Annotated in this window: 14 protein-coding genes; 7 read left to right on the top strand and 7 right to left on the bottom strand. The window is 65.8% G+C overall.

Annotated features, from left to right (window positions below):
• Positions 1-24 precede the first annotated feature (24 nt).
• The 4 genes from EI983_RS15190 to EI983_RS15175 form a co-directional block, all read right to left on the bottom strand.
• Positions 25-1,068, bottom strand: coding sequence for a phosphotransferase (locus EI983_RS15190; protein ID WP_157708205.1), 1,044 nt, complete (start codon positions 1,066-1,068; stop codon positions 25-27).
• A gap of 101 nt (positions 1,069-1,169) precedes the next feature.
• Positions 1,170-2,024 (bottom strand): alpha-1,2-fucosyltransferase, encoded by an 855-nt coding sequence (locus tag EI983_RS15185; RefSeq protein ID WP_157708204.1) that lies wholly within the window; start codon positions 2,022-2,024, stop codon positions 1,170-1,172.
• Positions 2,017-2,778 (bottom strand): glycosyltransferase family 25 protein, encoded by a 762-nt coding sequence (locus EI983_RS15180; RefSeq protein WP_157708203.1) that lies wholly within the window; start codon positions 2,776-2,778, stop codon positions 2,017-2,019. Before EI983_RS15180 ends, EI983_RS15185 begins: the two co-directional genes overlap by 8 nt.
• Before the next feature lie 10 nt (positions 2,779-2,788).
• On the bottom strand, positions 2,789-4,231 hold the full coding sequence (locus EI983_RS15175) for an aldehyde dehydrogenase family protein (protein ID WP_157708202.1): 1,443 nt from the start codon (positions 4,229-4,231) through the stop codon (positions 2,789-2,791).
• Between the two features lie 158 nt (positions 4,232-4,389).
• On the opposite strand from EI983_RS15175, the gene EI983_RS15170 reads away from it, so the two are divergent.
• The gene (locus tag EI983_RS15170; protein ID WP_246162205.1) at positions 4,390-5,424 is read left to right on the top strand and encodes a succinylglutamate desuccinylase/aspartoacylase family protein; all 1,035 of its coding nucleotides are present in this window, start codon (positions 4,390-4,392) and stop codon (positions 5,422-5,424) included.
• 19 nt (positions 5,425-5,443) lie between these two features.
• On the opposite strand, the gene aqpZ is transcribed toward EI983_RS15170, so the two are convergent.
• The 3 genes from aqpZ to rpsU all read right to left on the bottom strand — a co-directional run bounded on the left by aqpZ (position 5,444) and on the right by rpsU (position 7,388).
• Positions 5,444-6,130: an aquaporin Z gene (gene aqpZ / locus EI983_RS15165; protein WP_157708201.1), complete on the bottom strand. Its 687-nt coding sequence runs from the start codon at positions 6,128-6,130 to the stop codon at positions 5,444-5,446.
• 115 nt (positions 6,131-6,245) lie between these two features.
• Entirely contained in the window at positions 6,246-6,908 is a 663-nt protein-coding gene (locus EI983_RS15160; RefSeq protein WP_157708200.1) for a hypothetical protein, read from the bottom strand.
• A gap of 273 nt (positions 6,909-7,181) precedes the next feature.
• Entirely contained in the window at positions 7,182-7,388 is a 207-nt protein-coding gene (gene rpsU / locus EI983_RS15155; protein ID WP_074220072.1) for a 30S ribosomal protein S21, read from the bottom strand.
• A 115-nt stretch (positions 7,389-7,503) separates the two neighbouring features.
• Here rpsU and EI983_RS15150 point away from each other — a divergent pair, with 115 nt between their 5' ends.
• The 6 genes from EI983_RS15150 to EI983_RS15125 are packed head-to-tail and all read left to right on the top strand — an operon-like array spanning position 7,504 to position 12,865.
• Positions 7,504-8,193: a COQ9 family protein gene (locus tag EI983_RS15150; protein WP_157708199.1), complete on the top strand. Its 690-nt coding sequence runs from the start codon at positions 7,504-7,506 to the stop codon at positions 8,191-8,193.
• Positions 8,194-8,205: 12 nt separating this feature from the next.
• Positions 8,206-9,189 carry an NAD(P)H-quinone oxidoreductase gene (locus EI983_RS15145; protein ID WP_157708198.1) on the top strand — a complete coding sequence of 328 codons (984 nt, stop codon included), beginning with the start codon at positions 8,206-8,208 and terminating at the stop codon, positions 9,187-9,189.
• Between the two features lie 7 nt (positions 9,190-9,196).
• On the top strand, positions 9,197-10,312 hold the full coding sequence (locus EI983_RS15140; RefSeq protein WP_157708197.1) for an exo-alpha-sialidase: 1,116 nt from the start codon (positions 9,197-9,199) through the stop codon (positions 10,310-10,312).
• Positions 10,309-10,866 carry a hypothetical protein gene (locus tag EI983_RS15135; RefSeq protein WP_198389315.1) on the top strand — a complete coding sequence of 186 codons (558 nt, stop codon included), beginning with the start codon at positions 10,309-10,311 and terminating at the stop codon, positions 10,864-10,866. Before EI983_RS15140 ends, EI983_RS15135 begins: the two co-directional genes overlap by 4 nt.
• Positions 10,863-11,909: a glycosyltransferase family 2 protein gene (locus EI983_RS15130; protein ID WP_157708195.1), complete on the top strand. Its 1,047-nt coding sequence runs from the start codon at positions 10,863-10,865 to the stop codon at positions 11,907-11,909. Before EI983_RS15135 ends, EI983_RS15130 begins: the two co-directional genes overlap by 4 nt.
• Positions 11,906-12,865 (top strand): glycosyltransferase family 2 protein, encoded by a 960-nt coding sequence (locus tag EI983_RS15125; protein ID WP_157708194.1) that lies wholly within the window; start codon positions 11,906-11,908, stop codon positions 12,863-12,865. The genes EI983_RS15130 and EI983_RS15125 overlap by 4 nt, the downstream gene beginning before the upstream one ends.
• The last annotated feature ends 24 nt before the right edge of the window (positions 12,866-12,889 follow it).

The raw sequence follows: 12,889 nt of genomic DNA, 5'->3' as shown, positions 1-12,889 counted from the left end.
TGATCTCACGCACCTGCCACCGGTTTATCTCAGAATCCGGTCCGTCAGGTTCAGCCGCTGGGCAATCAGCGGCTTCAGGCCGCGCTCCAGGTCGGGATCTTGCTTCAGGACCTCCTCCAACTCATCCAGCCGGTTGGTGGCGACAAGCTGCAACAGGTCCATGCGCGGGGTGCCATCGGCGTGGCGGGGCAGGGCGGCGACAGGCTGAATCAATTCCGGGCGCGGGGCCGGGGCCAGCTTTGCCAGCGCGTCCGCCTCCAGACCGGTTTCGACAAAGGCATAAAGCCCCACGCCCTTGGCAGGCAGCGCATAGGTGCAGAGCGCCACATCCGAAACTTCCGGATGCGCCAGCAGGGCGGTGCGCAGGGCGGGGCCGTCCCGCTCGATCCGGTCCTCGGTGCCTTCGCCGTCGGACCAGTTCATCAGCCGCCGGGTGACGAAGTTGTAGGCCGGTTTGACCGTGGCCATCCAGATCCGCGCGGGCAGGGCCTTGCGTTTCAGCATGCGGTGCTCGGATGGTGTCAGAAGCTCCGGCGCATAGGCGCGTTTCTGCTTGAGCAGGTGGCGCAGATCCTCACGCGCCATGGTGCGGAAGAGGCGGCCGCGCCGACGGTGCACGGTGGCGAGCTGAAAGTCGATCACGGCGGCACGGCCTTCGGGCGTCATCAGCCAGTTCTGCGGCTTGGCGATATCGTTATGGGTCACACCCGCGCGGCGCATCTCGCGCAGCAGCCGCCTGGCATCGCGGTACCAGGCCGGGTCGCTTGGTCTGGCAAGCTGAAGCGGTGTGCCTTTGGTCCAGCTGCGCAACAGGCCGGTACGGTCGGCACGGATCAGAAGGGGGCAGCCTTCGATGCCCTGCACTGCGCGCAACCCCCTGATTTCCTTGCGCGCCAGCCACCAGGCGACGGGCCGCGCCCAGAGCGGCACCCCGTCGAGCTTGCGCAGCACGACCGGCAGATCCGGGACGCCGTCAAGCTGGCCCGAGATGGTTTCGGAAAACACATCGCGCTTGTGCACCGTCTCGGGCAGGAAGCGGGCCTTGGCGATCTCGGGTGTGAGTTTCATGACGCCTGTCTTAGAGGGTTTGGCAGGGCAGGGGAAGTTGCTCATCCGCCCTGACAGGCGGCCTCGCGAGGCGGGCACGTAAGGGCCCGAAGAGCGGTGTCTCAGAGCTGCGTCCAGTTTGCGGGCAGAAGGTCGGGATTGGACAGCCCCCCTTCGGAAAACCAGTCTTTGGGCGCGATCACCTGCTTGTCGGGGGAGGGGTTGAGCCAGGCGCCCCACCAGGAAAAGGTCGAATTGGCGATGACGTGATGCGCGCAAAGCGATTGCAGGTGCATGTCGAAATGCCCGCCGGTTTCGTCATTGATATAGACCACCACCGTCTCCTGCCCCAGCGCCAGATTGTCCCGCGCCCAGGCCGGATCATTGGAAAAGACGAAGCAGGTGAGCGGGCCGAGCGTATCGGCAAGCTGCGCCGCCGCCGCGCGGTAATATTCGGGCGAACAGGCCGCATAGGCCCCGGCGGCAAGGTAGTCGCCCCGCCGCACATGAAAGGAGACCGGGGTTTGCGCGGCCGCGATCCGGTCGGCCATGGCCGCGTTGGCCGCATCGAGCGGGGTGGTGAAGCGCAGATCCTCGCGCAGGCGGGCGGTGTCGCCGAAATAGCGCTCGGATTGCCAGTAGCCATGCAGGTAGGTGCCCGCGGGCAGAGTTGCCAGCCTTGGATCGAAGCCCAGCCCGTTTTCGCGGTAAAGCGCCGGGCTGCGCCCGAAGAGCCGCCACAGCCCGTAGCGGATCAGCCCGTCCTGTTTCGCGGGGGGCAGGGGGGCATCGCGGGTGAACCGCGCGTTCGAGAAATGCGCAAAGCAGTCGCCCCGGTCCTGACTGCGCGCCACATAGCGCGCATCGAGCACCAGTTCGCAGCCCAGCCGGTCAGCGAGTGCGCGCCCGGCGGCATATTGAAAGAGCTGGTTGCCCGCACCGCCGAACAGCCGGGAGTAGACGCGGCGCTCAGCCATGATCGAGCCCGCCTTTGAGCGGCGCGTTGCTTTGCGCGGAGAGCCGGGTGACGGCCCGGCGGTAGCGCCCCCGAGAGAACTCGCGGCCGATCTTTTCCAGCAGGGGCTTTTTGCCGGACTGAATGGTGGAGCCGTCAAGCTGATCCGCGATATCGCTGACGCCGGAGGGGAAAATCCGCGCGGGCCGCAGCAATGTGTGCCAGTGGCTTTGCACAAATGTGTCCACGGGCCGGTCGATGATTTCGCTCAGGTGCAACAGGTGGGCGGCGGCCTCGCGGCTGACCATCTGGGCGGTGGTGCGCAGGCCGCCGAGTTGCGGCACGGTAAGCTGACAGGGGCCGTTGGTGTCGACAAGGGCGGCGGGGCCCTCTGCGGTCCGGGTCTGGAACTGGATATAGCCAAGCGCGGATATGTTGCTGCTTGCCAGCTCCAGCGCACGCGGGAAGATGTCCGGATCAAGGGCGGCGTCATCCTCGATGATCAGCGCCGCATCCTCGTCGCGCATTTGCAGATCGGCCCAGATCTGCCGGTGGCTGAGGAAACAGCCGATCTCGCCGGTCTTCAGGGTGAAGGGGTATTCCGGTTCGAAAAGCTGCGCGCCGACCACGTCCGACAGGTCGGTGGAGGACATGTTGGCCCCGTCCACCGCAGGCCAGAGCCCGCCCGGCACGCCGCAGGCCTCGCGAAGCTGCTGCGCGTTGTCCCGCCGGGCGGTGGCCCGGACCAGATGCAGGATATAGGCGCGCAGCAGCATCGGCGATGGCTCAGGCGCCGGGCGTCCAGCCCGAGACGGCCTTGACCTCGACGAAATCCTCGATGCCCCAGGTGCCGCCTTCGCGCCCGTTGCCCGACTGTTTCATGCCGCCGAAGGGCGAGCCCGCGCTGCGGCCCTGGCCGTTCATCTCGACCATGCCCGAGCGCAACAGGCGCGCACAGCGGTTGGCCTTTGCGGGGTCCGTTGTCTGGACATAGTTGGTCAGGCCATAGATCGTGTCATTGGCAATGGCGAGCGCCTCTTCCTCGGTGTCGAAGGCCATGATCGACAGCACCGGGCCAAAGATTTCCTCGCGCGCGATGGTCATGTCGTTGGTCACGTCGGCAAAGACCGTGGGCTTGACGAAAAAGCCCCGGTTCAGCCCGTCAGGCCGCCCCGTGCCGCCCGCGACAAGCCGCGCGCCTTCGTCGATCCCTTTCTGGATCAGGTCCTGGATCTTGTTGAACTGCACCTCGTTGACCACCGGGCCGATATGGCGGCCTTCCTCGCTGGCCGGGCCCACGGTGATGGACGAGGCCACTTCGGCCGCTGTCTCGACCGCCTGGTCATAGATCTCGCGCTGTACGAGCATCCGGGTGGGGGCGTTGCAGGATTGGCCGGTGTTGTTCATGCAATGCAGCACGCCGCGCTTGACGGCTTTCTCATCGGCATCGGCAAAGATCAGGTTCGCGCCCTTGCCGCCCAGTTCGAGGCTGACCCGCTTGAGCGTGTCGGCGGCGGCTTTCGAGATCAGCTTGCCCGCGCGGGACGAGCCGGTGAAGCTGACCATGTCCACATCCGGGTGCGCGGTGAGCTGGCTGCCCACGCCCGCGCCATCGCCGTTGACGAGGTTGAACACCCCCGGCGGCAGACCGGCGGCATCCACCATTTCGGCGAAGACCAGCGCGTTGAGCGGGCTTTCCTCCGACGGTTTCAGCACCATGGTGCAACCCGCGATGAGGGCGGCGATGACCTTGAGCGTGACCTGGTTCATCGGCCAGTTCCACGGGGTGATCAGGGCCGCGACGCCTACCGCCTCGTGAATGATGCGGTCATTCGGGGCGTGATCGCCAAGCGGCGCGTCAAACGGATAGCTTTCGGCGGCTTTCAGGAAGTTGCTGATATGCCAGGTGCCCGCGCCCACCTGTTGCTGGCGGGCCATGTCGATGGGCGCGCCCATCTCGAGGCTGATCGCCTGCGCCATGTCTTCGGGGCGCTTCTGATACTCTTCGAGGATGCGCTGACAGGCGGCGATGCGTTCGGCGGGCGGTGTCGCCATCCAGCCGGGCAGTGCGGACTTGGCGGCGGCAACGGCGGCATCGGTGTCGGCCTGCCCACCCAGCGAGATCACGGCACAAGGCTCTTCCGTCGAGGGGTTGATCACGTGATGGTCGCGCCCGTCAATCGTATCGACCCAGGCACCGTTGATGTAAAACTGGCGTTTCTCGATCATTTCTTTGCTCCTTTGACCGTGAAAATCTGCGGCTGCGGGATGCCCCCGCGCGTTGCGCGCCACACTGTCACTGCCGTGCCGAAGCTGCAAGCCGATCCCAATGGACTTGGCCCGCAATTTTGCGTATCGCATGCAGTCAAAAGGGCAAAGAGACCATCGTGACCACGCGCGACGCCTTCGAGATCAACAATCACCGCATCGCGCCGGGCACGCGCGAGACGGTGAACATTCCGGTCAGTATGCTGTCGGACCACACGCCGGTGGATCTGTCGGTGCATGTCATCCACGGGCGCAGGCCCGGTCCGGTCATGTTTGTCTCGGCCGCCATTCACGGCGATGAGGTGATCGGCGTCGAGATCGTGCGCCGGTTGCTCAAGGCCGAGGGGCTGGATGAGATCGCGGGCACGCTTCTGGCGGTGCCGATCGTCAATTCCTTCGGGTTTCTCAACCATTCCCGCTATTTGCCGGACCGGCGTGATCTGAACCGCGTGTTTCCGGGGCTCAGCGAAGGGTCGATGGCCTCACGGCTGGCGCATATCTTCATGCGCGAGGTGGTGACGCGGTCCGATGTGGGGATCGACCTGCATTCGGCCGCCATTCACCGCACCAACCTGCCGCAGATCCGGCTGACGCCCGACAATGACCGGCTGGCCGAGCTGGGGCGGGTCTTTGGTGCGCCGGTGATGATGTATTCCAAGCTGCGCGACGGGTCGCTGCGTATGGCGGCCGAGGCGGAAGGCGTGGATGTGCTGCTCTATGAGGCGGGCGAGGGGCTGCGCTTTGACGAGCTGGCCGCGCGCGCCGGGGTGGCCGGGATCTTGCGGGTGATGCATCACCTCGGCATGATCGGCGCCGAAAGCCTGCCGGAGGCCGGGGCGGAGCCGGTGCTGTGCACCGAATCGCACTGGTACCGTGCGCCGGCGGGCGGTGTGTTTCGCGGTTACCTGACAATTGGCGATACGGTGGAACCCGGCACGGTGCTGGGGGCGGTGACGGACCCGTTCGGCGATGTGGAGGCAGAGCTGACCGCGAGCCGCGAAGGCATCGTCATCGGGCGCACGATCATGCCGGTGGTCTATGAGGGCGATGCGCTGTTTCACATCGCGCGCACACCGCAGGCCGATGCGGCCGCGGAGGGGGTCAATGCCCATCTTGAGGCCGCCCCCCTCTTTGACGAGGACGAGATCATCTGACCCCGTCCCCGACCAAGGCTCAGTCGCCCTGACTGTCGAGCAGACCGGATTTGAACAGCACCCCCGCCAGCACGCCGCCGATGACGGGCGCCACGATGAACAGCCAAAGCTGGCTGAGTGCTGTGGCCCCGGCAAACAGCGCGGGCCCGATAGAGCGCGCCGGGTTCACCGACACGCCGGTCACGTTGATGCCGACAAGGTGGATGACCACGAGCGTCAGGCCAATCGCCAGCCCCGCCATCGCCGCAGGCGCGCCTGCGCCCGTGGCGCCAAGGATCACGACCACAAAAAGGAAGGTGGCGACAACTTCAAAGAGAAACGCCGCAGCCATGCCGTATTCCCCCAGATAGCCCGCACCCCAGCCGTTCTGGCCCAGCCCGTTCTCGGCGATGGAATACTCCGCCTTGCCCGAGGCGATGATCATCAGCACCAGCGCGGCCGCAATCGCACCCGCCACCTGCGCGATCATATATCCGATGGCCTCGCCCATCCGCATCCGGCCCGCGGCCACCACGCCCAGCGTCACCGCCGGGTTAATATGGCATCCCGAGACCGGGCCGATGCCATAGGCCATCCCGATCAGCGCCAGCCCGAAGGCGAAGCTGATCCCGGTCAGGCCGATATCCGCCCCGGCGATCACCGCCGCGCCGCAGCCCAAAAGCACGAGGGTAAAGGTGCCGATACATTCGGCAATCATCTTGTTCATGACACACACTCCACACAGCACAGCCCACCATCGGGCTTGTGAACTGGGGAGGAGCCAAATCGGGTTGGCGTCCTGTCGTCACGGGGAAAATCATCGAGAAAGGCCCCTGAGCGGCCTACTGCACATGCTCGCGGTTCTGCGGAAGCAGGAAGATCGACACCACGAGCAGACCGAAGATCAGCTCATAAACTTCCCACTTGCGGTCCACGCTGATGAGGGCGATCACGATGGTGCTCAGCAGCGCCAGCACCGCGTGCCGCCGCCCCGGCACCGGCAGGGCGATGCGATCGGCCCAGGCCCTGATCCCGGCCACACGCGGGTATAGCAGGGGCAGGACCATGAGATAGAGCAGGATCGTTACGGTCAGCACCGGACCAAAGAGATGCTTGGTCAGCGCCACACCGCCGATCTCGATATTGTGGATCGTCGTTTCGTCCTGGCGGTTGATCTGTTTCATCGCTTCGCTGGTTTCCCAGCCGAAAATGCGCTGACCCCAGGAGATCTCTTCGCCCGCGCCGAAAAAGAACATGAAGGCATAGAAAAACGTCAGCCCAACGGCAAGCTTTGTCGCCCGCCCCCTGAGCCGCATCCCGTTGCGCAAAAGGATCAGGCAGGCCACGAAAAGCGAAACCGCAGTGCCGTATTCCACCAGCCGGTCCTCGGCGGCATAGCTCAATGCGAAATAGGTCGGGCTGACCAGGTAAATGCCCACCGTCAGCACCAGAACGAAAACAATCAGGGCCAGGATCATCCGGTCAATTTCAAGAGCACTGGGCATGGCAGACCTTTGTCAAAGCGCCGCGCACGGCGATGCGGCCCAAATAGGCCACCCGGCCCGGCGCATCAAGCCCCCCGCGCTTCTGCCCGGGCGGTCCTGCTTTCAGCGTTCCGGAAATACTCCGGGGGGTTTGGGGGGCAGCGCCCCCCATCACCAAACAAAAAGAGCGTGGCGCAGCCACTCCTTTGGATCCACTGCCCCGGAAAAGACAAACCCCCGAGCACAAGGCACCGGGGGTCGTCATCTCTGGTCATCCAAAGCTGGACGGGATGCTTAGAGCAGCCCCTCACGCTGGGCCTTTTTCCGGGCGAGCTTGCGCGCGCGGCGGATGGCTTCGGCTTTCTCGCGTGCTTTTTTCTCGGACGGCTTCTCGAAATGTTGCTTGAGCTTCATTTCGCGAAACACACCTTCACGCTGCAGCTTTTTCTTCAGGGCACGAAGCGCCTGATCGACATTGTTGTCGCGAACCGTTACCTGCATGTGGTTTTCACCACCTTTCTAAGTTGAAGTTGCAAGGATTTGCAGGAAGTGGCCGTATAGCAAAGCCCGATTTATTTGTCTAGGGTGCGGTCGAGTCAATTCGATGGGGTGTTTGATGGCGGAAACCGACCCGAAAATACAGCTTCTCGACGCCGCGCTCGCGCATGTCCCGTTTGACGGCTGGAGCGAGACGACCCTGCGCGAAGCCGCCCGGGATGCCGGGCTCGATGCGGCGATGGTCCGTATTGCCTGCCCGCGCGGGGCGGTCGATCTGGCGGTGGCCTATCACGAGGCCGGAGATCAGGCGATGCTCCGCCGCCTTGAGGAGACCGACCTGAGCGGCATGCGGTTTCGCGACCGGGTGGCCTTTGCCGTGCGCGCGCGTCTGGAGGCGGTCGAGGACAAGGAGCTGGTGCGCCGGGGCATGGCGCTTTTTGCCCTGCCGCCCTATGCCGGGGATGGGGCGCGGCTGATCTGGAACACCTGCGATCATATCTGGACGGCACTCGGGGACACCTCGCGCGATATCAACTGGTACACCAAACGCGCCACGTTGTCGGGGGTTTACAGCTCGACCGTGCTTTACTGGCTGGGGGATGACAGCCCCGGTCACGCCGCAAGCTGGGACTTTCTGGACCGGCGCATCGACAATGTGATGCAGTTTGAAAAATTCAAGGCGCAGGCCCGCGACAACAAGCTGGTCAGTGGCCTGATGGCCGGTCCTCTGGCCTTTCTGAGCCGTATCAAGGCCCCGGACGCGCCGTCCCCCACAGGTATGCCGGGCCGCTGGTCGGGCCCGAAATAAGGAACACAAAAGATGAGCCAATCCATGCACGCCATCGAGATCACCGCGCCCGGCGGGCCCGAGGTGCTGAAGCAAACAACCCGTCCCATCCCCGAGCCGCGCCCCGGTGAGGTCGTGATCCGCGTGGCCTGGGCCGGGGTCAACCGCCCGGATGCGCTGCAACGGGCCGGGCTTTATGCGCCGCCGCCCACCGCGAGCGATCTGCCCGGTCTGGAAGCCTCGGGCGAGATCGTGGCCGTGGGCGAGGGCGTGACCGGCTGGGGGCCGGGCGATCAGGTCTGTGCCCTGCTGCCCGGCGGCGGCTATGCCGAGTATGTGGCCACGCCCGCCGCGCATTGCCTGCCGATCCCGGAGGGGATGGGCCTGCGCGAGGCGGCCTGCCTGCCCGAGACCTTCTTTACCGTCTGGACCAATGTTTTCGAGCGCGGCGGCCTGCAGGCGGGAGAGCGGTTTCTGGTGCATGGCGGGTCTTCGGGGATCGGCACCACGGCGATCCAGCTGGCAGCGGGTTTCGGCGCGCGGGTCTTCGCCACCGCCGGGTCCGACGCCAAGACGAAGGTCTGTGCGGAGCTGGGCGCGGAGCGCGCGATCAACTATCGCGAAGAGGATTTCGTCGAGATCCTGCGGGCCGAAGGCGGGGCCAACCTGATCCTCGACATGGTGGGCGGGTCTTACCTGCCACGCAATATCAAGGCGCTGGCCGATGAGGGCCGGCTTGCGCAGATCGCCTTTCTGCAGGGGCCGAAGGTCGAACTGAACTTTACCCCCGTGATGATGCGGCGGCTGACGATCACCGGTTCCACCCTGCGCCCGCAAAGCGATCTGGCCAAGGCGCGGATTGCCGAGGCGCTGCGCAGGCAGGTCTGGCCGCTGCTCGATGCGGGCCGGGTGGCCCCGGTGATGGACAGCGAGTTTGCCCTTGCCGAGGCCGCGCAGGCGCATGCCCGTATGGAGGCGGGTGACCATATTGGCAAAATCGTGCTGAAGGTGGCGTGAGCCGGGCATGGAGGGCGTGCTCATCCAGATAATGGCGTTGGTGAGCCTTGGGCTCACCGTTCTGGCCTGGCGCCGGGAGCCCCGGCTTGTCTGGCGCTTCGTGCCGCCGGAGACCGTGACGCCGGTGGACGCTGCGCGTTTCGAGAAGATCTTCGACTACACTGCCGAGACGGGGCAGGCGCATTCTCCGGCGATTCTGCTGGACGACGGCGATGTTGTCCTGGCCTGGTTCGAGGGGTCGGAAGAGGCGCAGGCCGATGTCGACATCCGTGGCGTGCGGCTTTGTCCCGGCACGCAGGGCTGGAAGACCGTCGGGCCGGACCTGATGATGACGCGGGGCGAGCTGTCGGATGCCTTCACCCCGGATCAGCTTGTCGTGACCCTGGGCAACACGGTGCAGGATGATGCAAATCCGCATTCGCTTTTTGCCACTGTCGTCTCGGTCGGCGGCTGGGCCATGGCCTCGATCGCGCGGGTGCGGATGGGGCCCCGGGGCCCGGCCCTGGCTGAAAAGCTCAGCCTGTCGCCATTCCTCAACCGGTCGTATCTGGTCAAATCGCCGATGGTTGCGATGGCCGACGGCACCTATGCCCTGCCCGCCTATTTCGAAATGGGGGCCACCTATGGCAGCTTCATCCGTTTCGACAGGCATGGTCGGGTCTGTGACGCGCGGCGCATGACGGGGCAGCGGACAAAGCCGATCCAGCCCATGGTCGTGCCGCTGAACGAGACCGACGCGGTGGCGTTCCTGCGCAACTTCGAGCCGGGCGGGCGGCTGCTGATCTCGGGCAGCGAGGATGGCGGGCAAAGCTGGAGCGTGGCGCAACCGATCGACATCGCCAACCCGAGCGCGCCGGTGGCCGCGCTGGCGCTTGGCAACGGGCTTGTCCTGATGGCGATGAACGACCAGCCGGCCGCCGCCGACACGCTTCGACTGGTGCTGTCAGAGGACGAGGGTCTGACCTGGCGGGTGCTGAAAGAGCTGGAGAAAGACGGAGGCGATGCGCGCTATCCGATGCTGCGGCGTCTGGGCGAGGACGGGTTCGTGCTGAGCTATTCGCATGGCACCAAGCGGGGCATTCGTGCCTTCTATTTCAACATGGCATGGGTGCTGGAGCAATGAACGAGCGGCTGACAGATGTGAGCCTGGCGTTGATCCTGGGCTGGCTGTGCTGGGGGCTGGTCTCGCTCTTTGTCGGGGGGGCTCTCGGGCTGCCGGTCGGGCTGGTGCTGGGGGCCGGTGCCGCCATATTGCTGCGCCAGAACATGGTGGTGCGCGGGCTGGCGGCGCTGCTGGAGCCGATCGGGATCGTGCTGCCTTTGCTGATGCTGCGGCATATGCTGGGGGCGGTGGGCGTGTCCTTCGCACCCTTCGGCGCGCTGGAACTCTTTGCCTTCATCCTGTTCTACTCGGCCTTTCTTATCTGCACGTTCGAGCTGATGCCGTTCGACCCTTACCGGGTGGGGTATCGCGCCCTGCCGGTGGGCGGCATGGTGCTGGCGCTCTGTGCCTATGCGGCGCTGAGCGGGCATGGGATCATCGCTGTTATCGCCGTGGCAGGGCAGGCGGCCTGGGTCTTGCGGATCGGCAGCAGCAATTACTTCGACCATATTCTGCATGTCAGCCTCCTGCCCGTCGCCGTGGTCGTGCTGATCGCGCGGATGATCGGGCTATGAGCACGCCGTCGCCCTCGCTTTGGGCCCGGGTGCGGCGGCGGCTGGCGCAGGCGCTGCATCACCGCCGGTTCCGCCGCTCGGTTCGGCATCTCTCGGGGCCGGGGCAGCCACTGATCGGCCCGGGTGACGTGGTGGTGATTGCGCTGGTGCGCGACGGGGCGTTTTACCTCGATGCGTTTCTCGCCCATTACCGCGGTCTTGGGGCGGCGCATTTCGTCTTTTGCGACAATGGCTCGACCGATGACACGCTGACCCGGCTGGCCACCCAGCCGGATTGCACGGTGCTGCAATCAACCCTGCCCTGGGGCGAGGTCGAGAATGACCTGCGCCGTCATGCCGCCGAGACCTGCGCACCGGGGCATTGGGTGCTTTACGCGGATATGGACGAGATTTTCACCTTCGACCGTGCCGCGCAGATCGGTTTGCCGGGGCTGGTGGCCTATCTGGAGCGCGAAGGCTACACCGCGCTTGTGGCGCAGATGCTGGAGATGTTCCCGCGTCTGCCGCTGCAGGATGCCGGGCAGATGAGCTATGAGGAAGCGCTGCGCGAGTTCGTCTATTACGACCTGCGCGACACCGACGCGCGCGACTATCATGACCCCGGGATCGGCTTTGCCTGGTTCCTGGCGCAGAACCGGGTGGCCAATGCCGAGATCCCGGTGCTGTTTGGCGGGACGCGCGCGCGGGTGTTCGGCGAAGCGTGCTGTCTGACCAAGCACCCGCTGGTGAAGGTGCTGCCCGGTGTGGCGCCGGGCGTGCATCCGCATGTGGCGGCGGGCGTGACCTGCGCTGATTTCAGCGCCCTGATCCAGCATTACAAGTTCACCAACGCGCCCATGGCCCGCGATGCCGATACCGCCGCGCGCGGGGTGATCCCGCATGGCGAGGACCGCAGGCGGCTGGAACAGTTCCGCGCCGATCCGGACCTGACCCTGTGGTCCGAGCAGGCCGAGCGGTTTGCCGGGTTGCGCCCCTTGCAGGACGCGGGCTTTCTTCAGCGGTCGGCGGCGTTCGAGGCCTATCTGCGCGAGATCGCGGAATGAGCCGGATTGCTGCCGTGATCATCGGGCGCAACGAGGGGGCGCGGTTCAGGGCGTGCCTGGAGGCGCTGCCCGGGCAGCTTTCGCCGGTGATCTATGTCGATAGCGGCTCGACCGATGGCAGTGTCGAGGTGGCGCAGACCCACGGGGCCGAGGTGGTGGCGCTGGATATGAGCCAACCCTTTACGGCGGCGCGGGCCCGGAATGCCGGGCTGAAACGGCTCAACGGGACGCAGGTGGAGTATGTCCAGCTGCTGGACGGTGATTGCGCGCTGCGAGAAGGTTGGGTGATGCGCGCGCAGGACGCGCTGGACGCCGATCCGAAACTGGCGGTGGTCTGCGGGCGCAGGCGCGAGCGGCACCCCGGGTCGAGCCTCTATAACCTGATCTGCGACATGGAATGGGACACGCCCGTCGGACCGGCCAGCGCCTGTGGCGGCGATGCCATGATGCGGCTGTCGGCCTTGCAGGAGGTTGGTCTTTACCGCGATGATCTGATCGCGGGCGAAGAGCCGGAGCTTTGCGTGAGGCTCAGGCAGGCGGGCTGGAGGATTGAGCGGCTCGATGCCGAGATGACCTGGCATGACGCGGCGATGACGCGCTTTGGCCAGTGGTGGCAGCGGACACGCCGCGCCGGCCATGCCTTTGCCGAAGGGGCGGCCTTGCACGGTGCCCCGCCCGAGCGGCATTGGGTGCGCGAAACGCGGCGGGCGCTGGTCTGGGGCGCGGGTTTGCCCGTGGTGATCCTGCTCGGCGCGCTGGTCTGGCCCTGGGCCTTGCTTCTGGCGCTGGCCTATCCGGCGCAGGTGATCCGGCTGGCGCTGCGTGACGGAGGGCCACGGCCTTGGGCGCGGGCGATGCTGAGCGTGCTTGGCAAATTCGCCGAAGCGCAGGGCGCGCTGGGTTATTATGTCGGGCGCTGGCGGGGCCAGAGACGCGGCATTATCGAATACAAGTAAACCCTTGCGCGCCGTGACGCGGGA

The sequence above is a fragment of the Roseovarius faecimaris genome (assembly GCF_009762325.1).
GTDB lineage: Bacteria > Pseudomonadota > Alphaproteobacteria > Rhodobacterales > Rhodobacteraceae > Roseovarius > Roseovarius faecimaris.
Note: the sequence above shows the minus strand (reverse complement) of the source record. Positions and strands in the feature narration are given on the sequence as shown.

Coding starts and splice junctions, on each gene's coding strand:
- EI983_RS15190 (WP_157708205.1), bottom strand. CDS start 1,068: ATGAAACTCACACCCGAGATCGCCAAGGCCCGCTTCCTGCCCGAGACG.
- rpsU (WP_074220072.1), bottom strand. CDS start 7,388: ATGCAGGTAACGGTTCGCGACAACAATGTCGATCAGGCGCTTCGTGCC.
- EI983_RS15185 (WP_157708204.1), bottom strand. CDS start 2,024: ATGGCTGAGCGCCGCGTCTACTCCCGGCTGTTCGGCGGTGCGGGCAAC.
- EI983_RS15180 (WP_157708203.1), bottom strand. CDS start 2,778: ATGCTGCTGCGCGCCTATATCCTGCATCTGGTCCGGGCCACCGCCCGG.
- aqpZ (WP_157708201.1), bottom strand. CDS start 6,130: ATGAACAAGATGATTGCCGAATGTATCGGCACCTTTACCCTCGTGCTT.
- EI983_RS15175 (WP_157708202.1), bottom strand. CDS start 4,231: ATGATCGAGAAACGCCAGTTTTACATCAACGGTGCCTGGGTCGATACG.
- EI983_RS15160 (WP_157708200.1), bottom strand. CDS start 6,908: ATGCCCAGTGCTCTTGAAATTGACCGGATGATCCTGGCCCTGATTGTT.
- EI983_RS15130 (WP_157708195.1), top strand. CDS start 10,863: ATGAGCACGCCGTCGCCCTCGCTTTGGGCCCGGGTGCGGCGGCGGCTG.
- EI983_RS15125 (WP_157708194.1), top strand. CDS start 11,906: ATGAGCCGGATTGCTGCCGTGATCATCGGGCGCAACGAGGGGGCGCGG.
- EI983_RS15140 (WP_157708197.1), top strand. CDS start 9,197: ATGGAGGGCGTGCTCATCCAGATAATGGCGTTGGTGAGCCTTGGGCTC.
- EI983_RS15145 (WP_157708198.1), top strand. CDS start 8,206: ATGAGCCAATCCATGCACGCCATCGAGATCACCGCGCCCGGCGGGCCC.
- EI983_RS15150 (WP_157708199.1), top strand. CDS start 7,504: ATGGCGGAAACCGACCCGAAAATACAGCTTCTCGACGCCGCGCTCGCG.
- EI983_RS15135 (WP_198389315.1), top strand. CDS start 10,309: ATGAACGAGCGGCTGACAGATGTGAGCCTGGCGTTGATCCTGGGCTGG.